This window comes from uncultured Paracoccus sp., assembly GCF_947487305.1.
Lineage (GTDB): Bacteria > Pseudomonadota > Alphaproteobacteria > Rhodobacterales > Rhodobacteraceae > Paracoccus.
Genome location: NZ_CANKWH010000003.1, coordinates 42,502 through 68,539 on the forward strand (window position 1 = coordinate 42,502; position 26,038 = coordinate 68,539).

The following is a 26,038-nucleotide window of genomic DNA, read 5'->3' on the forward strand; positions in this document are numbered from 1 at the left end:
CTTCCTCAACCGATCTGGCCGCGCACCCCGCCGGTCTGCGCCCGGTCCATCAGCAGGTGGTCCAGGATCACGCAAGCCGCCATCGCCTCGGCCACCGGCACGGCGCGGATGCCGACACAAGGGTCGTGGCGGCCCTTGGTGATCAGGTCGATTTCTGCACCCTTGGCATTGATCGAGCGGCGCGGCGTGGTGATGGAACTGGTGGGCTTCACCGAGAAGCGCACGACAATATCCTGACCCGAGGAAATGCCGCCCAGAATCCCGCCGGCATGGTTCGACAGGAAGATCGGGCCGTCATTGCCCATGCGGATCTCGTCGGCATTGGCGGTGCCGGTCAGGGCGGCGGCGGCCATGCCCTCGCCGATCTCGACCCCCTTCACCGCGTTGATCGACATCATCGCGGCGGCAAGGTCGGTATCGAGCTTGGCATAGACCGGCGCGCCCAGACCCGGCGGGCAGCCCTCGATCAGCACCTCGACCGCCGCGCCGACGCTGTTCTGGTCCTTGCGGATGCCGTCGAGATAATCGGCCCATACATCCGCCGCCGTGGCGTCGGGCAGGAAGAACGGGTTCTCGTCGATGGCCGAGCGATCGAAAAGCCCGCGCTCCAGGTGCATCGCGCCCATCTGCACCATGTAACCGGTGATCCTGAGGTCGGGCAACATCTGCCGCAGCACCGCATGGGCGACGCCCCCGGCGGCCACCCGCGCCGCCGTCTCGCGGGCCGAGGAGCGCCCGCCGCCGCGATAGTCGCGATGGCCGTATTTCAGCTGATAGGTGATATCGGCATGGCCCGGACGATAGGCTTGCGCGATATCGCCGTAATCCTTGCTGCGCTGGTCGGTATTTTCGATCATCAGCTGGATCGGCGTGCCGGTGGTCCTGCCCTCGAACACGCCCGAGAGGATGCGCACCTGATCGGCCTCGCGCCGCTGCGTGGTGTGCTTGCTGGTCCCCGGACGGCGGCGGTCCAGAAACTGCTGGATGAAGGCCTCGTCCAAGGGCACGCCCGGCGGCGTGCCATCGACGGTCGCGCCAAGCGCGGGCCCGTGGCTTTCGCCCCATGTGGTGAACCGGAATTCGCGGCCAAAGGTGTTGTAGCTCATGCGGTCTCTCCGGTCAGGGATTTCAACTCGTAGATCAGGTCCAGCGCCTCGCGCGGGGAAAGGCTGTCGGGATGGATGGCCTTGATGCGGGCAGCCAGCGGGCTTTCCTTGGGCTTTCCCGGGGCAGGGGCCGCAGGGGCTGCGCGGAACAGCGGCAGGTCGTCGATCAGCGCGGCCGGACGTACCGCGCCCTCGCGTTCGCCCGATTCCAGCGCGGTCAGCACCTCGCGCGCGCGTTCCACGACCGAGGCCGGAAGCCCCGCCAGCCGTGCCACCTGCACGCCATAGCTGCGATCGGCGGCACCCTTCCTGACCTCATGCAGGAAGATCACTTCGCCCTCCCATTCGCGCACGGCGACGGTGGCGTTTTCCACCCCGTCGAGCCGCGCCGACAGCGCCGTCATCTCGTGGTAATGGGTGGCGAACAGCGCCCGGCAGCGGTTGGCGCCGTGCAGATGCTCCATCACAGCCCAGGCAATCGACAGCCCGTCCCAGGTCGCGGTGCCGCGCCCGATCTCGTCGAGGATGACCAGTGCATGATCGTCGGCCTGATTGAGGATGGCGGCGGTTTCCACCATCTCGACCATGAAGGTCGAGCGTCCGCGCGCCAGGTCATCCGCCGCGCCGACCCGGCTGAACAGCTGGCTGACCATGCCGAGATGGGCGCGGCGGGCAGGGACATAGGCGCCGGCCTGGGCCAGCACGGCGATCAGCGCGTTCTGGCGCAGGAAGGTCGATTTGCCGGCCATGTTCGGTCCGGTCAGCAACCAGATCGCCGGGGTCTCGCCGGTGGTCAGGTCGCAGTCATTCGCGACGAACCCCTCGGCCTTGCGCTTCAGCGCGCGTTCGACGACCGGATGCCGCCCGCCCTCGACCAGAAAGGCGCGGCTGTCATCGACGCGGGGACGGGTCCAGCTCTCGCCGGTGGCGATATCGGCAAAGGCGGCGGCCAGATCGATCTCGGCCAAGGCTCGCGCCGCCTGCCCGATGGCGGCGGCCTGATCCAGAACCGCGCTGCGCAGACGCTCAAAGATACCGCGCTCGATCCCCAGCGCCCGGTCGCGGGCGTTCAGGATGCGGGTTTCCAGTTCCGACAGCGGAACGGTGGTAAAGCGGATCTGGTTGGCGGTGGTCTGGCGGTGGATGAAGGTCTCGTTCAGCGGCGGGGCCAGCATCTTCTCGGCATGGGTGGTGGTCGTCTCGATGAAGTAACCGAGCACATTGTTGTGCTTGATCTTCAGGCTCGAAACGCCGGCCAGCGCGATGTAATCGGCCTGCATCCCGGCGATGACGCCCCGGCCCTCGTCCCTGAGCCGCCGGGTTTCGTCCAGATCGGCCTCATACCCCGGCGCCACAAAGCCGCCATCGCGGGCCACCAACGGCGGCTCGGCCACCAATGCGTCATCCAGCAGGTCGATCAGTTCGTCATGGCCGGTCAGGTCGCGGGCTGCATCCTGCAGCACCTGCGGCGCGTCCTCGGGCAGGCGGGCGGCGATCCCTGCGCCTTGCGTCAGCCCGGCGCGGATGGCGGAGAGATCGCGCGGGCCGCCCCGGTCCAGCGCCAGCCGCGACAGGGCGCGGTCCATGTCCGGTACGCGCGACAGGGCATCGCGCAGGTCGGCGGCAAGGCGGGCATCCTCGACCAGCGCCGTCACCGCATCCTGCCTTGCATGGATCAGCGCCAGGTCGCGGCTCGGCGCGCTGATCCGCCGTTCCAGCAGCCGCGCCCCCGCCGCCGTCACCGTGCGGTCGATGGCCGACAGCAGCGAACCCTCGCGCCCGCCCGACAGCGCCTGTGTCAGTTCAAGGTTGCGCCGCGTGGCGGCGTCGATCTGCATCGCCCCGCCCGCGCGTTCGCGGACAGGCGGGCGCAGCAGCGGCAGCTTGCCCTTCTGCGTCATGTCCAGATAATCGACGATCGCGCCCATGGCCGACAGTTCGGCCCGGGTGAAGGCCCCGAAGCCGTCCAGCGTCTCGACCCCGTAAAGCGCCGACAGCCGCCGCGCCCCCGCGCCGCTGTCGAAGGCGCCGGGCGGCAGGTCGGTCAGTGCCGCCCCGGCATCCGTCGCCAGATCGTCAAGGCCCGCGCCATCGACGGCCAGCAACTCGCGCGGGGCCAGCCGCGCCAGTTCCGGGGCAAGGCGGGGCAGCGGACACTCCATCACCTGAAAGGCCCCGGTCGAGATATCGACCCAGGCCAGCGCCGAATCCTCGCGCACCGTGGCGAAGGCGGCGAGGAAATTGTGGCGGCGCGCTTCCAGCAGCGATTCCTCGGTCAGCGTGCCGGGCGTGACCAGCCGCACCACGTCGCGGGCAACGACCGATTTCGAGCCGCGCTTCTTGGCCTCGGCCGGGTCCTCCATCTGCTCGGCGATGGCCACGCGGAAGCCCTTGCGGATCAGCGTCAGCAGATAGGACTCGGCGGCATGGACCGGCACGCCACACATCGGGATCGGCTCGCCCTGATGGGTGCCGCGCTTGGTCAGGGCGATGTCCAGCGCCGCGGCCGCCGCCACCGCATCGTCAAAGAACATCTCGTAGAAATCGCCCATGCGATAGAACAGCAGCGCGCCGGGATTGGCCTCCCGGATCGCCAGATATTGCACCATCATCGGAGTGGGCTGGTCGGTCATCTGCGCCTTGCCTGTCGTTCCGGGCGTTTCTAGCCGCTTGCGCTGGCCGGTGGAACCTCTACATTTGCGACCACCTCGGGGTGCCCACAGGGCTGAGACGCGATAGCGGACCCGTTGAACCTGATCCGGCTCACACCGGCGGAGGGAAGGTTTCGCGATCCTTCTTTTCGGAACCCTGACAAAGGAGGTCGCGATGAAACGCCTTGCCCTTCTGGCCGTTCTGGCCGCGAGCCCCGCGCTGGCGCAGGAAAAGCCGGTGCTGACCGTCTATGCCGAGGATTACGTCACCAGCGAATGGGGGCCGGGACCGAAGATCGAGGAAGGTTTCGAGGCAATCTGCGGCTGTGATCTGACATTCGTCACCGGCGACATCCTGCCCCGCCTGCTGATGGAAGGCGAGGGGACCGAAGCCGATGTAGTCTTTGGCCTCAATACCGATGTGCTGGCCCGCGCCCGCGCCTCGGGCCTCTTCGCGCCGCATGGGCAGGATACCTCGGATATGTCGCTGCCGGTGGTGTGGGAGGACGAGATCTTCCTGCCCTATAACTGGAGCGAGACCGCCTTCATCTATGACGAGACCCGCACGCCAAATCCGCCGAAAAGCTTCGCCGAATTGCTGGACGCGCCCGAGGATCTGAAGATCGTCATCCAGGACCCGCGCGGCTCGATCTCGGGACTGGCGCTGCTCTTGTGGGTCAAGTCCGTCTATGGCGAGGGCGCGCCGCAGGCCTGGGCCAAGCTGGCGCCGAAGGTGCTGACCGTGACCAAAGGCTGGTCCGAAAGCTATGGTCTTTTCACCGAGGGCGAGGCCGACATGGTCCTGTCCTTCACCACCTCGCCCGCCTATCACATCGAGGCCGAGGGCGACAAAACCAAGCACGCCGCGATTTTCCCCGAGGGGCATTATTTCCTGACCGAGGTGGCGGCGCAGGTGAAGGGCACGGATCAGCCGGATCTGGCGCAGAAGTTCATGGACTGGGTGCTGACGCCCGAGTTCCAGACCGTCATTCCCCATGCCAACTGGTCGCTGCCGGCGAAACTGCCCGAAGCTGACTGGCCGCAGGTCATGCGCGATCTGCCGCGCCCCGAAAAGACCCTGTTCTATAGCGAAGACGAGGCCGAGGCGCTGCGCCAGCCGGCGCTGGATGAATGGCTGGCGGCGTTCTCGCGGTAAGGTCCGGCTTCGGTGGCGCGGTCACGGCCGCGCTGCTGGCCGGGCTGATTCTTGGCACGCTGGCGGCAGTGGCAAGCTATGCCGGCGGGCTGTCGGGGCTGGGACCTTGGGACTGGCGGGCGGTCTGGTTCACCCTGTGGCAGGCCGCCGTCTCGGCCACGCTTTCGGCGATACTGGCGATCCCGGTGGCCCGGGCGCTGGCCCGGCGGCAGTTTCCGGGCCGTTCGGTGCTGGTCACGCTTCTGGGCGCGCCCTTCATCCTGCCGGTGATCGTGGCGATCATGGGGCTGATCTCGGTCTTTGGCCGGAACGGGCTTCTGAACGAGGGCTTCCGCGCCCTCGGCCTGCCCGAGATCAGCATCTACGGCTGGCAGGGGGTGATTCTTGCCCACGTCTTCTTCAACCTGCCCTTGTCGGTGCGACTGGTACTGCAGGGCTGGCAGGCCATTCCCGCCGAACGCTTCCGGCTGGCCGAGAGCCTCGGTTTCGCGCCCGGCGACGTCGCCCGGCATCTGGAACGCCCAATGCTGCGGGCGGTGCTGCCCGGCATCTGGCTGGCGGTGTTCCTGGTCTGCCTGACCAGCTTTGCCGTGGCGCTGGCGCTCGGGGGCGGGCCGAAGGCCACGACGGTTGAACTGGCGATCTATCAGGCCTTCCGCTTCGATTTCGAGATGGGCCGCGCGGCGACGCTGGGGCTGGTGCAGGTGGGGCTGTGCCTTGGCGCCATGGCTCTGGCCAGCCGGTTCACCATCCCCTCGGGTTTTGGTGCCGGCATGGACAGCACGGCCTCGCTGCGCGGTCCGGCTGGCTGGCGGCGTGGCGGCGATGCGCTGGTGATTGCGCTGGCGGCGGGCTTCCTGCTCTGGCCAATGCTGACGGTCATCCTCGCCGGCCTGCCGCGCCTTCCGGCGCTGGAGACGACGGTCTGGGCTGCGGCGGGACGTTCGGTCATCATGGCGCTGGTCTCGGCGCTGCTGACGCTGGCGCTGGGGCTGGTCTTGTCGCTGGACATCGCGCGAGGACGCGCAGGATGGCCAGCCCGGCTGATCGAGGCTGCCGGAATGCTGCCGATCATCGCCTCGCCGCTGGTCCTGGGCACCGGATTGTTCCTGATCCTGCGGGTCTGGATCACGCCGGGGCAATTGGCGCTGCCGGTGACGGTGGCGATCAATGCGATCATGGCGCTGCCCTTCGCCCTGCGCGCGCTGATCCCGGCGGCGCGGGTGCTGGAACAGGATTACGGACGGCTGGCGGCCTCGCTGGACCTGCGGGGCTGGGCGCGGTTGCGCCATCTGACCCTGCCGCGTCTGGCCCGGCCCTTGGGCTTTGCCGGCGGGCTGGCGGCGGCGCTGGCGATGGGTGATCTAGGGGTCATCACGCTGTTCGCCAGCGACCAGCCGACTTTGCCCCTGAAGCTTTTCCAACTGATGACCGCCTATCGCATGGCCGATGCCGCGGGATGTGCGGTGCTACTGATGGCGATCAGCTTTGCCCTCTTCTGGGCCTTTGACCGGGGAGGGCGGTTGAATGCTTGAGTTTCGCGGAGTGCGGCTGGCGCTTGGTGATTTCCGCCTGTCTGCCGATCTGACCGTCGGGGCCGGGGCGCGGGTGGCGCTGATCGGGCCGTCGGGCTCGGGCAAGTCGACGCTGCTGGGGCTGATCTCGGGCTTCCTGATCCCCGATCAGGGGCAAGTGCTGTGGCAGGGGCGCGATCTGGCGCCACTGTCGCCGGGCAAGAGGCCGGTCTCGGTGCTGTTCCAGGACCAAAACCTGTTTCCGCATCTGAGCGTCGGGCAGAATGTCGGCCTTGGGTTGCGTCCCGATCTGCGGCTGTCACCGGCCGAGCGGGATCGGGTTGCAGGCGCACTGGCACGGGTCGGGCTGCAGGACATGGCCGACCGCCGACCGGCGCAGCTCTCGGGCGGCCAGCAAAGCCGGGTGGCGCTGGCCCGGGTGCTGCTGCGGGCGCGCCCGATCCTGCTTCTGGACGAACCCTTCGGCGCGCTTGGACCGGCGCTGAAGGACGAGATGCTGGACCTGCTGGCCGAGATTGCCGGGCAGACCGACGCCACGGTGCTGATGGTCTCGCATGATCCCGATGACGCGCGCCGCTTTGCCGCCGAGACCATCGTGATCCATGACGGCCGTGCCGATCCGCCCGTGCCGACCGGTGCGCTACTCGATGATCCGCCGCCGGATCTGAAAGCCTATCTGGGAGGATAGATGGACGAGCATTGCGCCCGGCAGGAGTTTCGCCCCATCATGCGGCGAAAAGCGGAAAGGAAGCGGATGAAACGGTTGCTCATCACGGGGGCAGCGGGCGCGCTGGGGCAGATGTTGCGGGAACGGCTGGCGCCGATGGCCGAGGTGCTGCGGCTGTCGGACATCGCGGATCTGGGCCGGCCGGCGAAGAACGAGGAAGTCTTCAGCTGCGATCTGGCCAACGAAGAGGCGGTGTTCGACATCGTCGCCGATTGCGACGGCATCGTGCATCTGGGCGGCGTTTCGGTCGAGCGGAGCTTTGACCAGATCTCGCCGGCGAACCTGCGCGGGGTCTATAACCTCTACGAGGCGGCGCGGGTGAACGGCATGCCGCGCATCCTTTTCGCCAGCACCAACCACACCATCGGCTACTACAAGCAGGACCAGCGCCTGCACGCCAGCGACCCGGTGCGGCCCGACGGGCTTTACGGCGTCTCCAAGGTCTTTGGCGAGGCAATGGCGCGGATGTATTACGACAAGTTCGGTCAGGAAACGGCGATCGTCCGCATCGGCTCGTGCACGGCCGAGCCGCAGGACTGGCGGGCCTTGGGAAGCTGGTTCAGCCATGACGATTTCGTCTCGCTGATCGGCACGGTGTTCCGCGTCCCGCGCCTTGGCTGCCCGATCATCTGGGGCGCGTCCAAGAACGATGCCGGCTGGTGGGACAATTCGGCGGCAGGCTACCTGGGTTGGGCGCCGCAGGACAATGCCGCCGACCACCTCGACCGGATCCAGTCCGAGGTGCCGCGCCCGGCGAAGAACGCGCCGGTCGCCGTCTACCAGGGTGGCAGCTTCACCGCCGAGCCGATTCACCGCGAGAAGAAGTAGTTCCGGACCCTTGAGGGCCTGACCGGACGCCAAATCAGAAGATCGCGCCTCAACTGGGGCGCGATCTTCTTCATTTTGTGCAAAACTCGGGCAGGGCGCCGCGTTTTCCCCGCATCTTTCCCGCGGACATCGAGGTTTTTGCAGGGCTGGCACATAAATGGTATACCAGAATTGCGGAAACCATGTTAGACGGCGTGCCATCGCAGAGGAGGACTGACGAGAATGACCATCAAGAAAACCATGATCTGCACCGCTGCCCTGATCGGACTGGCCGTGCCGGCGGCAGCCGAAACGCTGCGGATTCAAACGCATTACGCCCCCGAGACCACCTCGGGCAAACTGGCGCAGGGCTTTGTTGACCAGGTTGCCGCCGATTCGAACGGCGATCTGACCATTGAAATGTTCTATTCATCCTCGGTGGTGAAGACGGTCGAGACCTTTGACGCCGCTGCCAACGGCATTCTCGATTGCGACATGACCGGCGGCGCCTACCAGACCGGCAAGAACCCCGCCTTCCAGTTCGTCGGCGACATCATGGGCGGCTATGACGTGCCGCAGCAGCAATATGACTGGCTGAAGCAGCCGGGCAATATCGAGCTGGTGCAGGCGCTCTACAACCAGTACGGGATGCAGTTCATCGGCTGGTGGATGTATGGACAAGAGGCGCTGGCCTCGTCGAAGCCGCTCGACAATCTCGCCAGCCTGAAGGACTGGAAATTCCGCTCGCCCCCGGGGATGGAGACCGAGATCTTCGCAAAGCTCGGTTCGAAGCCGGTGGTGATGGATTTCACCGAGGTCTTCACCGCGCTGGAAACCGGCATCATCGACGGGGCCGATGCCTCGGCCATCTCGAACAATGTGGGCCTTGGTCTCTATGACGTGGTGAAGAACGCCACCTATCCGGGATTTCACTCGATGCCCGCCGACCACCTGGCCTGCAACAAGACCAAATGGGACAGTCTGACCGACGAGCAGCGCGCCGTGGTGCAGAAGGCGATGGACGACCTGTCGATCCGCTCGGCCGAGACCTTCGCCGCCGCCAACGAGGAAGCGGCCAAGGCGCTGACCGAGAAGGGCATCCATATTTCGGACTGGTCGCAGGAAGACCGCGCCGGCTTCCGCAAGGCGGCGCAGGATACCTGGCAGGAATGGGCGGCCAAGACGCCCGAGGCCAAGTCGCTGGTCGACAGCCACATCGCCTACATGAAGGAAATCGGTCTGATCACCGAATAATCCGGCTCGCGCGGCGCGGCCCGGAAGTGGGCCGCGCCATGTTTTTCCCGTGAAAGGACATGGCGATGCAACCTGCGATGCGCTTTGGCAAGGACATGATGTGGCCGGCGATCTTCGTCGCGGCGATGATGTGGGTGATCTGGTATTTTCCGCGCTTCATCGTCTCGATGGGCAAGGCCAATGACAATCTTCTGTCAAAATACCAGTCCGCCGGGCTGATCGACTATGTCTTCGCGCTGGTCGCGCTGGTGGCGCTGGTCATGGGCATCCGCACCGCCCGCGCCACCAAGGGCGAGATCGAGCTGCGCAGCAGCTTCGACCGTTTCGCGCTGTTCGTGTCGCGCGTGACCATGCTGATCCTGACCGGCGTGGTCGGCGTCATGTTCTTCGAAGTGGTCGCCCGCTATGTCTTCGAGCGTCCGACGCTCTGGGCAAACGAGACCTCGCTGTGGATGGCGGGGTTCATCTACCTGCTCTCGGGCCTCTATGCGATGCAACAGCGCTCGCATATCTCGATCTACCTCGTCTATGACCAGATGCCGCGCGGCCTGCAGCGGGTCTGCGACCTGATCTCGACCGGGCTGATCTGCCTGTTCGCGCTGGCGATCCTCTGGGGGTCATGGACCGAGGCCGCACAGAAATTCATGCGGTGGGAGACCTTCGGCACCGCCTTCGACCCTCCCTTGCCGGCGACGATGAAGATCATGGTGATCTTCGCCACGCTGGCCATCGCGGCGCAGGCCGTCGCCAACCTGATCGTCGACTGGCATCGCGGCCCGGAGAGCCATGGCGTCGTGGATGAAAGCGAAGTCGGCGAGATGATCGAATCCGCCCAGCACCAGTTCGACCACTCCAAAAGGGCGTAATTCATGGATATCTCGACGATCTCGATCATCCTTCTGGGTGCGCTTTTCCTGCTCTTGATCATCGGTATGCCGCTTGGCCTCGCCTCCGGCGTGCTGGGCGTCGCGGTGCTGGTGATGAAATTCGGCCCGACGCTGCTGTTTGCCGATTTCGGCAGCGGGCCGCTGAACATCATCGGGCAACGCATCTACGGCATCCTGACCGATTACGTCCTGATCTCGGTGCCACTCTTCATCCTGATGGCGAACCTCCTCGAACGCTCGGGCATCGCCGCCGAGATGTACAATTCGCTGAACGTCTGGCTGAACCGCACCCGCGGCGGCATCGCGCTGGTCACTTCGATCATGGCCGTCATCATGGCCGCCATGTCGGGCATTATCGGCGGCGAGGTCGTGCTGCTGGGCCTGATCGCGCTGCCGCAGATGCTGCGGCTCGGCTATAACCGCAACCTCGCCATCGGCACCATCTGCGCCTCGGGTTCGCTTGGCACCATGATCCCGCCCTCGATCGTGCTGATCATGTACGGCATGATCACCGAGACCTCGATCAAGGCGCTGTTCACCGCCAGCTTCCTGCCGGGCTTCGTGCTGGCGAGCTTCTATCTGATCTACATCTTCGTCCGTGTCCGCCTGCATCCCGAGGATGCGCCGCTGCCACCCCCGGTTCCGGGCGAGCCGATGGGGTCCGAGAAGGCCGCGCTGTTCGGCACCTTCCTGCTGACCCTGCTGGCCGGTGGCACCGGGGCGCTGGCGCTGCGGGCGATCTTCCTGACCGTCACCGGGCAGAATGCCGTGGTGACGGGCGTTGATCCGATCGCGCTTGGCACACCGGCCCATGCGCTCTGGCTCAGCATCATCGCGCTGGCCGCCATCGCCGTGATCCTTTTCGTCTGCGGGCGTGAGCGTCTGGCTGTCTCGTGGGGCATGGGCAAGGGCATGGTCGCGCCGCTGATCGTCATCGGTGTCGTGCTCGGCTCGATCTACGGTGGCGTCACCGGCATCACCGAGGCCGCCGGCATGGGCACCATCGCCGTCGCCGTCATCGCCACGCTGCGCGGCGAGATGACCATGGATCTGCTGACGGAATCGCTGAAGCGCACGCTGAAGGCCACCGGCACGATCCTGTGGGTGACGATCGGCGCCACCGCGCTGGCCGGGGCCTATACCATCGTCGGCGGCCCGAACTATATCGCCAGCACCATCATCGGCTCGGACATGCCGACCATGGTCGTCATCCTGATCATGATGCTGATCTTCCTCGTTCTTGGCATGTTCATGGACTGGGTTGGCATCGTGCTTCTGGTCATCCCGGTCTTCCTGCCGATCATCAGCCAGCTGCCGATCGAGGAGATCGGTTTCATCGGCCAGATCGCGCCGGAGCATCTGGCCATCTGGTTCGGCGTGGTCTTCTGTATGAACATGCAGGTCAGCTTCCTCTCGCCGCCCTTCGGTCCGGCCGCCTTCTACCTGAAGTCGGTGGCTCCGCCCGACATCTCGCTGACCGACATCTTCAAGGGGTTCCTGCCCTTCATCTGCCTGCAGCTTCTGGCCCTGTCGATCCCGCTGATCTGGCCGAATATCGTCTCTCTCTTCCTCTGAAGGCACCACCGACATGACCCGTATCGTGATCCTCGACCCCGCCGACAATGTCGGCACCGTCACCGGCGCGCTGGCCAAGGGGGAGCAGGGGGCCAATGCCGCCATCCCGCGCGGCCACAAGATCGCGCTGGCCGACATCCCGAAAGGGGCCGAGGTCACGAAATACGCGCAGGTCATCGGTTGGGCCTCGGAGGAGATTGCCAAGGGCGATCATGTTCACACCGAGAATGTCGAGTTTCGCAACATCAGCCATGAACATGTCTTCGGGGTGAACCTGCGCCCGGCGGCCACGCCGGCGAAGATGGACCGTTTCATGGGCTATCGCCGCCCGAATGGCCGGGTCGGAACGCGGAACTTCATCGCCATCCTGACCTCGGTCAACTGCTCGGCCACGGCGGCGCGGCAGATCGCGGCGCATTTCACCCCCGAGAAGCTGGCCGATTACCCGAATGTCGATGGCGTCACCGCCTTCGTCCATGGCACCGGCTGCGGCATGGCCGGGTCCGGTGACGGGTTCGAGGCGCTGCAGCGCGTCATGTGGGGCTATGCCAGGAACCCGAATGTCGGCGCGGTGCTGATGGCGGGTCTGGGCTGCGAGATGAACCAGATCGACTGGCTGATCGAAGCCTATGGCCTGACCCCCGGCCCGCTGTTCCAGACGATGAACATCCAGGACGTGGGCGGCTTGCGCAAGACCATCGAGCTGGGCGTGAAGAAGGTCGAGGCGATGCTGCCCCTCGTCAACGCCGCCGAGCGGACGGAATGCCCGGCGAGCGAGCTGATGGTGGCGCTTCAATGCGGCGGCTCGGACGCCTGGTCGGGGATCACCGCCAACCCGGCGCTTGGCTATGCCTGCGACCTGCTGGCCGGTCAGGGCGCGACCGGGGTTCTGGCCGAAACGCCCGAGATCTATGGCGCCGAACACCTGCTGACCCGCCGCGCGGCCAGCCCCGAGGTCGGCGAGAAGCTGCTCGGCCTGATCTCGTGGTGGGAGGATTACACCGCCCGCAACAAGGGCAGCATGGACAACAACCCCAGCCCCGGAAACAAGAAGGGCGGCCTGACCACCATCCTCGAAAAGTCACTGGGCGCGGCGGCCAAGGGCGGCACCACGCCGCTGAACGGCGTCTACAAATATGCCGAGCCGGTGACGGCGCGGGGTTTCACCTTCATGGACAGCCCTGGCTATGATCCGGCCTCGGTCACCGGCCAGATCGCCTCGGGCTGCAACCTGGTGGCCTTCACCACCGGGCGCGGTTCGGCCTTTGGGTCGAAACCATCGCCCTCGATCAAGATCGCCACGAATAGCGAGATGTATGGCAGGATGACCGAGGATATGGACGTGAATGCCGGCCGCATCCTGACCGGCGAGGCGACGGTGGAAGAGGTCGGGCGCGAGATCTATGAACTCCTGTTGCGCATCGCCTCGGGCGAGAAGTCGAAATCCGAGGCGCAGGGTCTGGGCGATTACGAGTTCGTGCCCTGGCAGATCGGCGCGGTGATGTAGCCCACCGATGCCGACCAGTGCCGAAATCCTCGCCCGGCGGCTGAGGCCGAAGGGCGATGATCCCGACGCCGCCGACCGTCTGGCCGGGATCGCCATCTTCACCTGTGCGGTGGCGCTGTTTGCCGTGGTCGATACCTCGGCCAAATGGCTGATCCTTGCCGGCGTGCCGACGCTGACCGTGGTCTTCGTGCGCTATTTCGGCCATCTGGCGCTGATCCTCGCCGTGACCCTGCCGCGCGACGGGCTGAAAAGCTTCCGCTCGGTGAACCCGAGGCTGCAATTCTTCCGCTCGATGTGCCTGCTCGGCTCGACGCTGTTGAACTTCACCGCGCTCAGCTTTCTGCCGCTGCCGGTGGCGATCTCGATCATGTTCGCCGGGCCGATCTTCGTGACGCTGCTGTCGATGCAGCTTCTGGGCGAGCCGGTGACGCGGGCAAGGCTCGCGGCGGTGGGGTTTGGCTTCCTGGGCGTGCTGGTCGTGGTCCAGCCCTGGGGCGGGGCGTTTCACCCGGCCATGCTGATCTCGATCTGCGCCATGCTCTGCGCCTCGATGTATTTCATCCTGACCCGCCGGCTGTCGAACGAATCGACCATCACCCACCAGATCTGGTCGGGGGGCGTTGCGACGGTGGTGCTGCTGCCGATCCTGCTTCTGCACTGGGAATGGCCGCAGGGGGTGCTGGAATGGGTGGTCTTCGTGCTGATCGGCCCGGTGGCGCTGGCTGCGCATACGCTGGTGGTGCAGGCGCATCAGAAGGCGCGGGCCTCGGTTCTCGCGCCGGTGGTCTATCTGCAGCTGATCTTCGTCAGCATCACCGGCTATCTGGTCTTTGGCGATATCCCGGGCCTCAGCGTCATCACGGGCGGCGGAATCATCATCGCCGCCGGGCTGTGGCTCAGGCAGATCGAGCGGGCGAGCGCGCGTTAATCGGCGCGCGTTAGTCAGCACCTGAACCGGCGCCGAAATGCGCCTCGATATTGCCCAGCATTCCGGTCATGTGATTGTCGATATGGCGGCGGATCTCGGCCGGGTCGCGACGGCTCAGCGCCTCGATCATTCCGGCATGATCGCCAAGCGTCCGGTTCATGTCATGGCGCTGTCGCGCCGAGAGAAAGCGGATGCGCCAGAGCCGCTGCAGATATTCCTGATGGGTCCGGGCCAGCGCGGCATTGTGGCTGGCGGCGACGATGGCCGAGTGCATCGCCATGTCCAGCCCGAAGACATCGACCTTGTCGCCGCTGTCATAAAGCTCGGCCACTTCGCGCGCCTGTTCGCGGATGCGGTCGATTTCCGCGTCCGTGGCGTTGCGGCAGGCCAGTTCGCCCGACATCAGCTCCAGCATCCGCAAGACGGCGATCTCGTCGCGCACCTCGTCAAGGCTGGGTGCGGCGACGATGGGGCTGCGCAGCGGGCGCAGCGTGACCAGACCCTCCTTGGCGAGGATGCGCACCGCTTCGCGCAGCGGCGTGCGGCTGATCCCCAGCCGGTCGGCATTGTCGCGTTCCTTGATCTGGGTGCCGGGCGGCAGGTCGCCGTTCAGGATCTCGCGCCGCAGCTGGTCGGCGATGGCGGCGGGAATGGTGCGGTCCGCGCCATGATCCCCGCTCTGCGCTGACTCGGCGTCCATCATGGCGACCCTCCCGTGATGCGGTCAGTTGACCGGCGTTGACAATGCGGTCCCGTCCAGCCCCGCGCGCAGGTTCCGGCGCTGCAGATCGCCCATCGCCCCACGGGTCTCGACCGTTGCCGAGCCGATATGGGGGAGGGGGTAGAGGTTGTCCAGTTTGACCAGACGTTGATCCACCTTAGGCTCGCCCCGGAACACGTCCAGCGCCGCGCCGCGAATGGTGCCATCCGTCAGCGCCGCGATCAGCGCCTCTTCGTCGATGACGCTGCCGCGCGAGATGTTGACCACCACGCCATCGGACCCGAGCGCGTTCAGCACTTCCGCATCGACCAGCCCCTGCGTCGCCGGGCCGCCAACGATGGCGATGACCAAGTCATCCACCGCCCCGGCCAGCTCGACCGGATCGGCGTGATAGGTCCAGCCCATCGGCGCGTCCTTGGGGCTGCGCGACTGGTAATGGATCTCGGATTTGAAGGCGGCGAGCCGGTCGGCGATCTCGCGGCCAATGCGACCCATGCCAAGGATGCCGATGCGCCGCCCCGACATCTTGCGCCCTAGCGCCAATTCGCCCTTTGCCGCCCAATCGCCGCTGCGAACAAGGGCCGCGCCGGGTTCAAAGCGGCGGTTCAGCGCGATCAGCAGGCCCACCGCCAGATCGGCCACATCGTCATTCAGCACATCGGGGGTGTTTGTGACCTTGATGCCGCGAGCACTGGCCGCAGCCACGTCGATGGCGTCATAGCCCACGCCGAAATTGGCGATCACCTTCAGCCCCGGCAGCTTGTCCATCTCGGCTGCACCGAAGGGTGTGCCACCGGCATAGGCGAGGCCGCGGATGCCTGCCCGCTCGGACTCGGTCAGCGTCTCGATCTCGTCCGGTCGGGCCAGCAGCTTTGCGCCGAAATCCTCGCGCAGCGCGGTGGCGTCGCGGTCGAGATAGGGGCCGATGGCCAGCGTATCCGTCATGTCCTGTTCCTTCACAGCGAGGCGGTGATGCCGCCATCCACATAGAGCGTTGTGCCGTTGACGAAGCTCGAGGCCGCCGACGACAGGAAGATCGCCGCGCCGACCAGTTCCGGCAATTGCCCCCAGCGACCGGCGGGGGTGCGCTTGGCCAGCCAGGCGCTGAAATCGGCATCGGCAACCAGCGCGGCATTCAGCGGCGTGTCGAAATAGCCCGGTGCAATGGCATTGCAGTTCAGCCCGTATTTCGCCCAATCGGTCGCCATGCCCTTGGTCAGGTTCGCCACTGCGCCCTTGGTGGCGGTATAGGGGGCGATGCCGGGGCGGGCGAGCGCGCTCTGGACGCTGGCGATGTTGACGATCTTGCCGGCGCCGCGTGCGATCATGTGGCGCGCGACGGGTTGCGCCACGTTGAAGACGCTGGCGATATTCGTCTGTAGCAGCCGCTGGAAGGCTCCCGCCGGGAACTCCTCCAGGGGCGCACGGTGCTGCATGCCCGCATTGTTGATGAGGATGTCGATGGCGCCACTCTCGGCTTCGAACCCGTCCACGGCGTCGCAGGCGGCGGCGTGATCGGTCACGTCGAAGGGCAGGGTGGCCACGTCGAATCCGTCAAGGCGCAGCAGGTCGGCGGCTTCCTCGAGCTTCACCGCATCGCGGCCGTTCAGCACGATCGAGGCCCCCGCTGCCGCCAGCCCCTGCGCCAGCGCCAGACCGATGCCCTGCGACGAGCCAGTGATCAGCGCCCGCTTGCCGCTGAGGTCGAAAAGCGACAGGCTCATCTCAGCCCCGCCCGATGAAGGGCATCTTGGTCGCCATCACGGTCAGGAACTGGATATTCGTCCCCTCGGGCTGGGTCGCCATGTAGAAGACCGACTCGGCCACGCGCTGCGCATCCATCATCGGCTCGGCCTTGATCGAGCCATCGGCCTGCGGCACGCCGGATTGCATCCGCTCCGCCAGCTTGGTCAGGGCATTGCCGATATCCACCTGCCCGCAGGCGATATCAAAGGGACGCCCGTCCAGCGAGATCGCCCGGGTCATGCCCGTCACCGCATGTTTCGAGGCGGTATAGGCGATCGAGCCGGGCCGCGGCACATGGGCCGAGATCGAGCCGTTGTTGATGATCCGCCCGCCTTGGGGCTCCTGCGCGCGCATCACCCGGAAGGCCGCGCGGGCGGCCAGGAACATCCCGTTCAGGTTCACGTCGATCACCTTGCGGAAATCGTCGGGGTCGATCTGGTCGGGCGTGTTCGCCGGGATATTGGTGCCGGCATTGTTGAACAGGGCATCCACCCGGCCCCATTTGGCGACCACCTGGTCGAAGGCCGCATCCACCGCCGCCGCGTCGGTCACGTCGCAGGGCAGGGCCAGCGCATCGGAATCGGCGCCCGCCACCTCGCGCAGCTGATCCTCGCGCCGCCCGATCAGGCCGACGCGCCAGCCATTCGCCAGGAAATGCTCGGCCGTGACGCGGCCGATGCCGCTGCTGGCGCCGGTGATGATGATGGTCTTCGGATCCGCCATGGTGGTTCCTCCTCAATGCCCTCAGTGATTGTCGCGCGGCAGGCTTTTCGCCACCTTGTGATAGGCCGTCGCCAGTTCCAGACAGCCTCCATCGGCCAACTGCCCGACATGCTTGCGATAGATCTCTTGCCAGGGTGTCTGGTTCACCAGTTCCGGCGCGTGCCACGCATCGCGGCGGCGCTGCCATTCGGCCTCGTCCACCAGCGCGTTCATGGTCCGCGCGTTCAGGTCGAGCCGCACCCGGTCGCCGGTCTCGAGGAAGGCCAGGCCACCGCCGACCACGGATTCCGGGCTGGCGTTCAGGATCGAGGGGCTTTCCGAGGTGCCCGATTGCCGCCCGTCGCCCACGGTCGGCATGTGGTTGATGCCCTGCTTGATCAGCGCATCCGGCGGCTGCATGTTCACCACCTCGGCGCTGCCCGGATAGCCGACGCAGCCGACATTGCGGATGAACAGGATGCAGTTCTCGTCGATGTTGAGCGCCGGGTCGTTGATCCGGTCGTGGTAATCCTCGGGGCCCTCGAAGACGATGGCGCGGGCCTCGTGGATGCCCTCCTGCCCCGGTTCCGACAGGAAACGCTGGCGGAAATCGGGCGAGATGACGCTGGTCTTCATCAGCGCCGAGTCGAAGAGATTGCCCGAGAGGACGAGGAAACCGGCATTCGGTCGCAGCGGCTCCGCAACCGTGCGGATCACGTCCAGATCGCCGCTGTCCCAGCCCGTCAGGTTTTCGCCCATGGTCTTGCCGGTCGCGGTCATCGCCGCGTCCCGGATCAGCCCGGCCTTGCGCAATTCGCCCATCACCGCCGGCACGCCGCCGGCGCGGAAGAAGCTTTCGCCCAGATACTCGCCCGCCGGCTGCATGTTCAGCAGCAAGGGCACCTCGAACCCGATGGTCTCCCAGTCCTTCACGTTCAGCTCGACCCCGGCATGGCGGGCGATGGCCTGCAGATGCGGCGGCGCATTGGTCGAGCCGCCGATCGCCGCGTTGACGACGATGGCGTTCTCGAAGGCTTCGCGGGTCAGGATGTCACTGGGCTTCAGGTCGTCCAGCACCATCTGCACGATGCGCTTGCCGGTCTCGTAGGCCATGTTCATCCGCTCGCGGAAGGGGGCGGGGATGGCGGAATTGCCGGTCAGCGTCATGCCAAGCGCCTCGGCCATGGCATTCATGGTGCTGGCGGTGCCCATGGTGTTGCAATGGCCAAGGCTGGGGGCCGAGGCGCAGACCCGGCTGATGAACTCGTCATAGTCGATCTTGCCCTCGGCCAGAAGCCGGCGGCTTTCCCAGACAATCGTGCCCGAACCGGCGCGCTTGCCCTTCCACCAGCCGTCCAGCATCGGCCCGCCATTCAGCGCGATGGCCGGAATGTCGACGGTCGCCGCGCCCATCAGCATGGCGGGCGTGGTCTTGTCGCAGCCGGTGGTCAGCACCACCCCGTCGATCGGATAGCCGTGCAGCACCTCGACCAGCGACAGATAGGCGAGGTTGCGGTCCAGCGCCGCCGTGGGCCGCTTGCCGGTTTCCTGGATCGGATGGACCGGGAACTCCATCGGGATCCCGCCGCCGTCGCGGATGCCCGCCTTGATCCGGTCGATCAGGAAGACATGGATCTTGTTGCAGGGGGCAATGTCGCTGCCGGTCTGGGCAATGCCGATCACCGGGCGCTCGGATTGCAGTTCTTCGCGCGTGTAGGCCTGATTCTGGTAGCGTTCCAAGTAAAGCGCGGTCATGCCGGGATTGTTCGGATTGTCGAACCATTCCTGGCTGCGGAAGCGTTTGTGGGCGCGTGTATCCGACATGGTTTCCTCTCCCGAACCGGCGAATTGCCAAAGCTTGAAATTTTGGTATACCATTTTGAGAAGCGCGTAAAGCGCAACCATGACCGCGCCCGAGGAGGAATTCGCATGACCCCTGCCACCCACCTGCCCGAAACCGGGATCTTCACCGGGCGCATCTGGCGGCCGGGCGTCGGCCCGACGCTGGTGGCGCTGCGCGAGGGCGCGGTCTTCGACGTCACCTCACCCGCGGTGCCGACCATGCGCGACTTGTTGGAACTGGACGATCCGGTGGGCTGGCTGGCTGCGATGCCGGGCGAGCGGGTCTGCGATCTTGCCGATCTCGAAGGCGAAACGGATGATCCCGATGCGCTGCGGCTGATCTCGCCCGCCGATCTGCAGGCGATCAAGGCCAGCGGCGTCACCTTTGCCGAATCGATGGTCGAGCGGGTGATCGAGGAACGCGCCGCCGGCAATCCCGACCTTGCCGCCGAGATCCGCGCCCGCATCGGCGCGCGCGTGGGCGACAATCTTCGCGGCATAGTCCCCGGCTCGGACCGCGCCTCTGAGGTCAAGCGCGCGCTGCAGGAAGAGGGCCTCTGGTCGCAATATCTCGAAGTGGGTATCGGCCCGGATGCCGAGGTCTTCACCAAATGCCAGCCCATGGCCTCGGTCGGCTGGGGCGCGCGGGTCGGGCTGCACCCGATCAGCCGCTGGAACAATCCCGAACCCGAGATCGTGCTGGCGGTGGACAGCCAGGGCCGGATCAAGGGCGCGACGCTTGGCAATGACGTGAACCTGCGCGATGTCGAGGGACGCTCGGCGCTGCTTCTGGGCAAGGCCAAGGACAACAACGCCAGCGCCGCCATCGGGCCGTTCGTCCGGCTGTTCGATGCGGGCTATGGGCTGGAGGACGTGCGGCAGGCAGAACTGACGTTGCGGGTCGAGGGCGCGGACGGGTTCGTGCTGGACGGGCGGTCGTCGATGAGCCGGATCAGCCGCGATCCCGCCGATCTGGTCAGCCAGACGCTGGGGCGGCATCACCAGTATCCCGACGGGATGATGCTCTATCTCGGCACGCTCTTCGCTCCGACGCAGGACCGCGATGCCCCGGGGCAGGGCTTCACCCATCACCCGGGCGATCTGGTGACGATCAGCGAGCCGGGGCTGGGGGCGCTGGTGAACCGGGTGGCGCTGTCGACCGAATGCCCGGAATGGCGCTTCGGCACGGCGGCGCTGATGCGCAATCTTGCCGCACGCGGCTTGCTGGCAACGGCTTGAACTTCCCCGCATCCGGCGAATAACGTATACACTATTCATGGCCGGGCAACGGCAGGAGGAGTGTAGGATGCAGGTTCTGATTCTGGGGGCCGCCGGCATGGTCGGCCGCAGGCTGGCGCAGCATCTGCTGGCAAGCGGCAGGCTGGGCGACCAGCCCGTCAGCCGCATCACCGCCTTCGACATGGTGCCCGCCGATCTCGAGGCCGGGGCTAGTGGCATCGACCTCAAGATCGTCACCGGCGATGTCTCGGACGAGGCCACCGTCCGCGCGCTGGTGGCGGATCGTCCCGATGTCATCTTCCACCTCGCCGCCGTGGTCTCGGGCGAGGCCGAGGCCAATTTCGACAAGGGCTATCGCATCAACCTGGATGGCACACGGCACCTGTTCGAGGCGATCCGGGCCGAGGCCGATTACCGCCCGCGCGTGGTCTATACCTCGTCCATCGCCGTCTTCGGCGCGCCCTTTGGTGACAAGATCGGCGACGAATTCCTGACCGCGCCGCTGACCAGCTATGGCACCCAGAAGATGATTGGGGAATTGCTGCTGAACGACTATTCCCGGCGCGGCATCTTCGACGGCATCGGTATCCGGCTGCCGACCATCGTGGTCCGGCCCGGCAAGCCGAACAAGGCGGCCTCGAGTTTCTTTTCCGGCATCATCCGCGAGCCGCTGGCCGGGGTCGAGGCCGATCTGCCTGTGGATGACGATGTGCGCCACTGGGTCGCCAGCCCCGATTCCGCCGTCGGCTATCTGGTTCATGGCGCGACCATGGACCTTGAACCCGTCGGCCCGCGCCGCTGCCTGACCATGCCGGGCCTGTCGGTGACGGTGGCCGAGATGCTGGCGGCGCTGCGTGATGTGGCGGGCGAGGATGTCGCGGCGCGGGTTCGGCGCAAGCCGGACGAAACCATCCGCCGGATCGTTGCCGGCTGGCCGCGCGATTTCGACGCCACGCGGGCGGCGGAGCTGGGCTTTGTCACCGATGCCAGCTTCCACGACATCATCCGCGCCCATCAGCGCGAGACCGGCCATGGCCTCGCCTAGAAGCGGGGCGACCCGCCCCGGCGACCGCCGCGCCCGCTCGCGTCCCAGCCTGCAGGGCATCGCCGACCTGCCAGCCCGCGACCGAGCCTATCACGACCTGCGCTATCGCATCCTGACCGGGCGGCTGGCGCCCGGCACCACGCTGCTCGAAACCGAACTGGCGGCGCTCTTGTCGCTGTCACGGACACCGGTGCGCGAGGCGACGATCCGGCTGGCCGAGGAAGGGCTGATCGCCATCCGCCCGCGCCACGGCATCACCGTGCGCAGCCTGACGCTGAACGATGTGCGGGACATTCTGGATGTGCTCTCGGCGCTGGAGATCCGGGCGGTGGAACTGGTCGCGCGGCGGGGATTGGCGCGGGCGGATCATGACCGGCTGTTGCATCTGATGGACCGGATGGAGCGGGCGACCGAAGCCGGTGACATCGCGCAATGGTCAGAGATGGACGATGATTTCCATTCCACCGTCGCGGGGCTGTGCGGCAATGACCGGCTGTTGTCGACGCTGGACGAGTACTGGTCGCAGCAATACCGCCCGCGCATGATGATCGTGCCGTTGCGCCCCAAGCCCACGCAGTCGAATATCGAGCATCGCCGCATCGTCGAGGCACTGGCCGCCGGTGATGTCGAGGCGGCGCGGCTGGCCCAGCAGCAGCACCGCGCCCGCGCCGACCGCCAGCAGCTTGACCTGCTGCGCGACCGGCTGGCCGATGGCGCGGATCGTGCCTGACCCCTTTCGCACGCGGCCCGAAACCCCTAGATCGGCAGCATGACCGATTATGACGCACTCTCCGCCCGCATCCGGGCCCTGACCGAAGGCGAGACCGACGAGGTTGCGCTGATGGCAACGCTGGCCTGCGAATTGCATCAGTCGGATGACCGCTTCGACTGGACCGGTTTCTATCGGGTCGTCGCGCCGGAACTGCTGAAGATCGGCCCCTATCAGGGCGGTCATGGCTGTCTGGTCATCCCCTTTTCGCGCGGCGTCTGCGGAGCGGCAGCGCGAACGGGCGAGGTGCAGCTGGTGCCCGATGTCGACGCTTTTCCCGGCCATATCGCCTGCGCCAGCTCGACCCGGTCCGAGATCGTGCTGCCGGTCTGGGGCAAGGATCGCCGGCTGATCGGCGTGCTGGACATCGACAGCAATCTGCCCGACGCTTTCACTGCCGAGGATGCGCGGCGGCTGGAGGCGATTCTGCATGACACATTCGGCGGGCTCTGAGTTTTCCGGCTCCTGCCTCTGCGGGCAGGTGCGGTTCGAAGGCCAATGGGGCAGCGATCCGCTGCGCGCCTGCCATTGCGGGCAGTGCCGCCGCTGGTCGGGCCATGTCTGGGCCGCCGCCCTAGCCGACCGGCTGGAGATCACCGGCGAGGTGACATGGTTCCGCTCCTCCGCACAGGCCGAACGCGGCTTCTGCCTGACCTGCGGCTCGTCGCTGTTCTGGCACCGGCTGGGGTCGGACAAGATCGACGTGGCGGCGGGCTGCGTCGATGCGCCGACCGGGATCGTGCTCTCCGGGCATATCTATGTCGAGGACAAGGGCGATTACTACGCGATCGATGACGGTCTGCCGCAGGAAGAGCGCGAATGATCGAAGGCGCCTGTCTCTGCGGCGCGGTGCGCTTTTCCGGGCCGATTGAAAGCCGAGATGTCACCGCCTGCCATTGCGGCATCTGCCGGCGCTGGACCGGCCATGTGAACGCCGCCTTCCACATGGATGCGCCCCGGATCGAGGGCGACGTGCGCTGGTTCCGCTCCTCCGACCGGGCCGAGCGGGGGTTCTGCCCCACCTGCGGCTCGTCGCTGTTCTGGCGCGAACCGGGCGAGGCGGGGATGGCCGTCGCCGCCGGGGCGGTGTCGAACCCGACCGGGCTGCGGCTGGTCGGGCATATCCATGTCGAGGGCAAGGGCGATTACTACCAGGTCGCCGATGGCCTGCCGCAGCGAGGGCGCGAATGATCGCGGGTTCCTGCCTTTGCGGTGCCGTGCGCTTCTCGGGCCATCCCGAAACGCCGCATGTGATCGCCTGCCATTGCAGCCAGTGTCGGAAATGGTCGGGCCATGTCTGGGCCTCGTTCCACCTGACCAGCGCGCGGATCGAGGGTGAGGTGCGCTGGTTCCGCTCTTCCGATCACGCCGAGCGGGGGTTTTGCCCCAGCTGCGGCACCTCTCTGTTCTGGCGGCTCGAGGGGCGCGAGGTGCTGTCGGTTTCGGCCGGGGCGCTGACCGATCCGACCGGGCTGAACCTGGGCGAGCATATCTATGCCGCCGACAAGGGCGATTATTATGAGATCGCCGACAATCTGCCCCGCAAGGATCAGGATTGACCTTTCATCCGTTGCAAGAGATTCAGCGGTGAAACCTTCAAACCGGATGGGCTGAGATGATCTGGGACACCATCGCCAATATTCCGCTGGCGCAGTTGACGGCCTTCATCGCCGGTGGGCTGGTGTTGAATTTTGCGCCGGGGCAGGACGTGTTCTTCGCCAGTGCCTGCGGCATCCAGGGTGGACCGCGCGCCGGTGCGCTGGCCGGCTTCGGCGTGGGCTTGGGCGTGCTGTTCCACCTGACGCTGGCGACGGTCGGTCTGGGCGCGGTGGTCGCGGCCCATCCCGAGGCGCTGCTGGCGGTGAAATATGCCGGCGCGGCCTATCTGTTGTGGCTGGCATGGAAAAGCTGGAATGCCGGGCCGGTCGATCCGACCGCGCAGGCGGCGCGGCGGCCCTGGAACATCGTCCGCCGGGGCGCGCTGTCGAATATCCTGAACCCGAAGCCCGTGCTGTTCCTCTTGGCCTTCCTGCCGCAATTCACCAATCCCGCCTATGGCCCGATCTGGCAGCAGATCCTTGGCCTCGGTCTGATCTTCGCCTTTACTGGCACGCTGGTCACAATCGGCTATGGCGTGGTGGCGGGCTATGCCGGGCAGGTGCTGGGCCAGCGTCTGGGGCTGGTGAACAAGATCGCCGCGGTGCTGTTTGCAGGTCTGGCGCTGCGACTGGTCGCGAAGTGAGCTTTACCTACAGCCCGCCGTCCGATCCGCCCGAGGTGATCCATGCCGATCACGAAATTCTGGTGGTGTCGAAGCCGGCGGGTCTGTTGTCGGTGCCCGGTCGTGGCGAGGACAAGGCCGATTGCGCCATCGAGCGGCTGCGCGGCGCCTTTCCGACCATCCTTCTGGTGCATCGGCTGGATCAGGACACATCCGGGGTGATGATCTTCGGCTTGACGCCCCATGCGCAGCGGAACCTGTCGAAGCAGTTCGAGGATCGCAAGACCAAGAAGGCCTATGTCGCCCGTGTCGCCGGCAGGCTGGAGCCGAAGACCGGCAGGGTCGATCTGCCGCTGATCGTCGATTGGCCGAACCGCCCGCGCCAGAAGGTCGACCACGCCGAGGGCAAGCCGGCGCTGACCGAATGGCGGGTGATCCGGGCGGGCGATGACGAAACGCGGGTGCGGCTTTTCCCGCTGACCGGGCGCAGCCATCAGCTGCGCGTGCATATGGCCGAGACCGGCCATGCGATCCTGGGCGATCCGCTTTATGCGGCAGGCGCGGCGGCGGAGTTCCCGCGGCTGATGCTGCATGCCGAGAGTTTGCGGATCAAGCATCCCGACAGCGGTGTGCAGATGACGTTTACGGTGCCGGTGCCGTTCTAGGACGCTGCCCGATGCGCGGGCTGCAAGCCCGCCGGGCAGCGCCCGTCCGCCCCATCGGGCGGGCGCTTTGGTGACCACCCGCGCCGAACAGAAGTTCGACGTGGTGGCACCATAAACTGCAAGGTTCAACCGCCGGCAGCGCCCACCCGCGGACGGGCGCTGCCCTCCGTTCAGTCTATGCCCCCGGATACCAGTTGGCGATCACCACCTGCGAGCCCGAGCCCCCAGCCTCGACCAGGGTCTTGAAGGCCTGAACATCGCTGCCCTTGTGGTGATAGGGATAGACGAAGGCCGGCTTGAAGCCCTCGACCCCTGCTGCCGCCTGCTCGACCGTCATGGTATAGGGCAGGTTCATGGGCAGGAAGGCGACCTCGATGCCGGTCAGGGCCTTCATCTCGGGAATATCCTCGGTATCGCCGGCGATATAGACGCGCTTGCCACCAAGTGTCAGCACGTAGCCATTATCGCGCCCCTGCGGGTGATATTGCAGCCGGTCCTCGGTCAGGTTGTAGGCCGGTATCGCCTCGATGCCGATATCGCCTTGCATCGCCTGAGCGCCGTTCTCCATCGCCGTGGCGCGGGCCTTCAGCGCCTCGGGCAACATGGCATGGACGGCAGGGTTGGTGATGATCGGGGCGGCGCCGCCGATCCCCTCCAGCGTCGGCGCGTCATAGTGATCGCCGTGCTCATGGGTAATGAGGATCAGGCTGGCTGGCGGCAGCGCCGCATATTTCTCGGCCCCGCCCACCGGGTCGACCCAGATCACCCCGCCCGGCGTCTCGATCACCATCGAGGCGTGATCGACCGGGTGGATCACCACATTGCCGCCCTCGACGGCATAGGAATTGGCGTCTTGTGCAAAGACATGACGGGGCAGCGCGGCCATGCTCAGCGCGGCGGCGCCAAGCTTCAGGCTGGAACGGCGGGTCATCGGCATCTTCGGTCCTCCTGTTTT

The 26,038-nt window shown here is 66.4% G+C and carries 26 protein-coding genes and 1 riboswitch; of the genes, 18 read left to right on the forward strand and 8 right to left on the reverse strand.

Features of this window, described 5'->3' with window-relative positions:
- Positions 1–5: 5 nt before the first annotated feature.
- Together aroC and mutS are read right to left on the reverse strand one after the other, a co-directional pair.
- Positions 6–1,106 (reverse strand): chorismate synthase, encoded by a 1,101-nt coding sequence (gene aroC, locus Q1A36_RS04915; protein WP_299840598.1) that lies wholly within the window; start codon positions 1,104–1,106, stop codon positions 6–8.
- Positions 1,103–3,739 carry a DNA mismatch repair protein MutS gene (gene mutS, locus Q1A36_RS04920; protein ID WP_299840600.1) on the reverse strand — a complete coding sequence of 879 codons (2,637 nt, stop codon included), beginning with the start codon at positions 3,737–3,739 and terminating at the stop codon, positions 1,103–1,105. Before mutS ends, aroC begins: the two co-directional genes overlap by 4 nt.
- Before the next feature lie 66 nt (positions 3,740–3,805).
- Positions 3,806–3,903: riboswitch (TPP riboswitch) on the forward strand.
- Positions 3,904–3,932: 29 nt separating this feature from the next.
- On the opposite strand from mutS, the gene Q1A36_RS04925 reads away from it, so the two are divergent.
- From Q1A36_RS04925 to Q1A36_RS04965, 9 genes are all read left to right on the forward strand, one after another.
- On the forward strand, positions 3,933–4,913 hold the full coding sequence (locus Q1A36_RS04925; RefSeq protein WP_299840602.1) for a thiamine ABC transporter substrate binding subunit: 981 nt from the start codon (positions 3,933–3,935) through the stop codon (positions 4,911–4,913).
- On the forward strand, positions 4,889–6,448 hold the full coding sequence (locus Q1A36_RS04930) for a thiamine/thiamine pyrophosphate ABC transporter permease ThiP (RefSeq protein ID WP_299840604.1): 1,560 nt from the start codon (positions 4,889–4,891) through the stop codon (positions 6,446–6,448). Before Q1A36_RS04925 ends, Q1A36_RS04930 begins: the two co-directional genes overlap by 25 nt.
- Positions 6,441–7,136: an ATP-binding cassette domain-containing protein gene (locus Q1A36_RS04935; protein ID WP_299840606.1), complete on the forward strand. Its 696-nt coding sequence runs from the start codon at positions 6,441–6,443 to the stop codon at positions 7,134–7,136. Before Q1A36_RS04930 ends, Q1A36_RS04935 begins: the two co-directional genes overlap by 8 nt.
- Positions 7,137–7,202: 66 nt before the next feature.
- Entirely contained in the window at positions 7,203–8,003 is an 801-nt protein-coding gene (locus tag Q1A36_RS04940) for an NAD(P)-dependent oxidoreductase (protein WP_299840608.1), read from the forward strand.
- A gap of 222 nt (positions 8,004–8,225) precedes the next feature.
- A complete protein-coding gene (locus Q1A36_RS04945; RefSeq protein ID WP_299840610.1) occupies positions 8,226–9,236 on the forward strand; it encodes a TRAP transporter substrate-binding protein in 1,011 nt (336 codons plus the stop codon).
- Positions 9,237–9,301: 65 nt separating this feature from the next.
- Complete coding sequence (locus Q1A36_RS04950) at positions 9,302–10,102, forward strand: TRAP transporter small permease (RefSeq protein ID WP_299840612.1); 801 nt, start codon at positions 9,302–9,304, stop codon at positions 10,100–10,102.
- Between the two features lie 3 nt (positions 10,103–10,105).
- Positions 10,106–11,698: a TRAP transporter large permease subunit gene (locus tag Q1A36_RS04955; protein ID WP_299840614.1), complete on the forward strand. Its 1,593-nt coding sequence runs from the start codon at positions 10,106–10,108 to the stop codon at positions 11,696–11,698.
- Positions 11,699–11,711: 13 nt separating this feature from the next.
- Positions 11,712–13,205 carry an altronate dehydratase family protein gene (locus tag Q1A36_RS04960; protein ID WP_299840616.1) on the forward strand — a complete coding sequence of 498 codons (1,494 nt, stop codon included), beginning with the start codon at positions 11,712–11,714 and terminating at the stop codon, positions 13,203–13,205.
- 7 nt (positions 13,206–13,212) lie between these two features.
- Entirely contained in the window at positions 13,213–14,133 is a 921-nt protein-coding gene (locus Q1A36_RS04965; protein WP_299840618.1) for a DMT family transporter, read from the forward strand.
- Between the two features lie 10 nt (positions 14,134–14,143).
- Here Q1A36_RS04965 and Q1A36_RS04970 read toward each other — a convergent pair whose 3' ends face one another.
- Genes Q1A36_RS04970 through Q1A36_RS04990 form a run of 5 tightly spaced genes read right to left on the reverse strand, consistent with a single transcriptional unit; the run spans position 14,144 to position 19,126 of the window.
- Positions 14,144–14,833, reverse strand: coding sequence for a GntR family transcriptional regulator (locus Q1A36_RS04970; protein WP_299840620.1), 690 nt, complete (start codon positions 14,831–14,833; stop codon positions 14,144–14,146).
- Positions 14,834–14,857: 24 nt separating this feature from the next.
- Positions 14,858–15,799, reverse strand: coding sequence for a 2-hydroxyacid dehydrogenase (locus Q1A36_RS04975; RefSeq protein WP_299840622.1), 942 nt, complete (start codon positions 15,797–15,799; stop codon positions 14,858–14,860).
- A gap of 11 nt (positions 15,800–15,810) precedes the next feature.
- On the reverse strand, positions 15,811–16,578 hold the full coding sequence (locus Q1A36_RS04980; RefSeq protein ID WP_299840624.1) for an SDR family oxidoreductase: 768 nt from the start codon (positions 16,576–16,578) through the stop codon (positions 15,811–15,813).
- Position 16,579: 1 nt separating this feature from the next.
- A complete protein-coding gene (locus tag Q1A36_RS04985) occupies positions 16,580–17,323 on the reverse strand; it encodes an SDR family oxidoreductase (RefSeq protein WP_299840626.1) in 744 nt (247 codons plus the stop codon).
- A gap of 21 nt (positions 17,324–17,344) precedes the next feature.
- Positions 17,345–19,126, reverse strand: coding sequence for an IlvD/Edd family dehydratase (locus Q1A36_RS04990; protein ID WP_299840628.1), 1,782 nt, complete (start codon positions 19,124–19,126; stop codon positions 17,345–17,347).
- Positions 19,127–19,231: 105 nt separating this feature from the next.
- On the opposite strand from Q1A36_RS04990, the gene Q1A36_RS04995 reads away from it, so the two are divergent.
- The 9 genes from Q1A36_RS04995 (at position 19,232) to Q1A36_RS05035 (ending at position 25,083) form a co-directional block, all read left to right on the forward strand.
- A complete protein-coding gene (locus tag Q1A36_RS04995; protein WP_299840630.1) occupies positions 19,232–20,383 on the forward strand; it encodes a fumarylacetoacetate hydrolase family protein in 1,152 nt (383 codons plus the stop codon).
- Between the two features lie 67 nt (positions 20,384–20,450).
- Entirely contained in the window at positions 20,451–21,428 is a 978-nt protein-coding gene (denD, locus tag Q1A36_RS05000; protein ID WP_299840632.1) for a D-erythronate dehydrogenase, read from the forward strand.
- Positions 21,415–22,158: a GntR family transcriptional regulator gene (locus tag Q1A36_RS05005; protein ID WP_299840634.1), complete on the forward strand. Its 744-nt coding sequence runs from the start codon at positions 21,415–21,417 to the stop codon at positions 22,156–22,158. The genes denD and Q1A36_RS05005 overlap by 14 nt, the downstream gene beginning before the upstream one ends.
- Positions 22,159–22,197: 39 nt before the next feature.
- Positions 22,198–22,650: a GAF domain-containing protein gene (locus Q1A36_RS05010; RefSeq protein WP_299840636.1), complete on the forward strand. Its 453-nt coding sequence runs from the start codon at positions 22,198–22,200 to the stop codon at positions 22,648–22,650.
- Positions 22,628–23,020, forward strand: coding sequence for a GFA family protein (locus Q1A36_RS05015; RefSeq protein WP_299840638.1), 393 nt, complete (start codon positions 22,628–22,630; stop codon positions 23,018–23,020). The genes Q1A36_RS05010 and Q1A36_RS05015 overlap by 23 nt, the downstream gene beginning before the upstream one ends.
- Positions 23,017–23,388 (forward strand): GFA family protein, encoded by a 372-nt coding sequence (locus tag Q1A36_RS05020; protein ID WP_299840640.1) that lies wholly within the window; start codon positions 23,017–23,019, stop codon positions 23,386–23,388. The genes Q1A36_RS05015 and Q1A36_RS05020 overlap by 4 nt, the downstream gene beginning before the upstream one ends.
- Positions 23,385–23,756, forward strand: a complete 372-nt coding sequence (locus Q1A36_RS05025) for a GFA family protein (protein ID WP_299840642.1) — start codon at positions 23,385–23,387, stop codon at positions 23,754–23,756. The genes Q1A36_RS05020 and Q1A36_RS05025 overlap by 4 nt, the downstream gene beginning before the upstream one ends.
- A 56-nt stretch (positions 23,757–23,812) precedes the next feature.
- Complete coding sequence (locus Q1A36_RS05030; RefSeq protein ID WP_299840644.1) at positions 23,813–24,439, forward strand: LysE family translocator; 627 nt, start codon at positions 23,813–23,815, stop codon at positions 24,437–24,439.
- The gene (locus tag Q1A36_RS05035; protein ID WP_299840646.1) at positions 24,436–25,083 is read left to right on the forward strand and encodes a pseudouridine synthase; all 648 of its coding nucleotides are present in this window, start codon (positions 24,436–24,438) and stop codon (positions 25,081–25,083) included. Before Q1A36_RS05030 ends, Q1A36_RS05035 begins: the two co-directional genes overlap by 4 nt.
- A gap of 175 nt (positions 25,084–25,258) precedes the next feature.
- On the opposite strand, the gene Q1A36_RS05040 is transcribed toward Q1A36_RS05035, so the two are convergent.
- Positions 25,259–26,020, reverse strand: a complete 762-nt coding sequence (locus tag Q1A36_RS05040; protein ID WP_299840648.1) for an MBL fold metallo-hydrolase — start codon at positions 26,018–26,020, stop codon at positions 25,259–25,261.
- Positions 26,021–26,038: the final 18 nt, after the last annotated feature.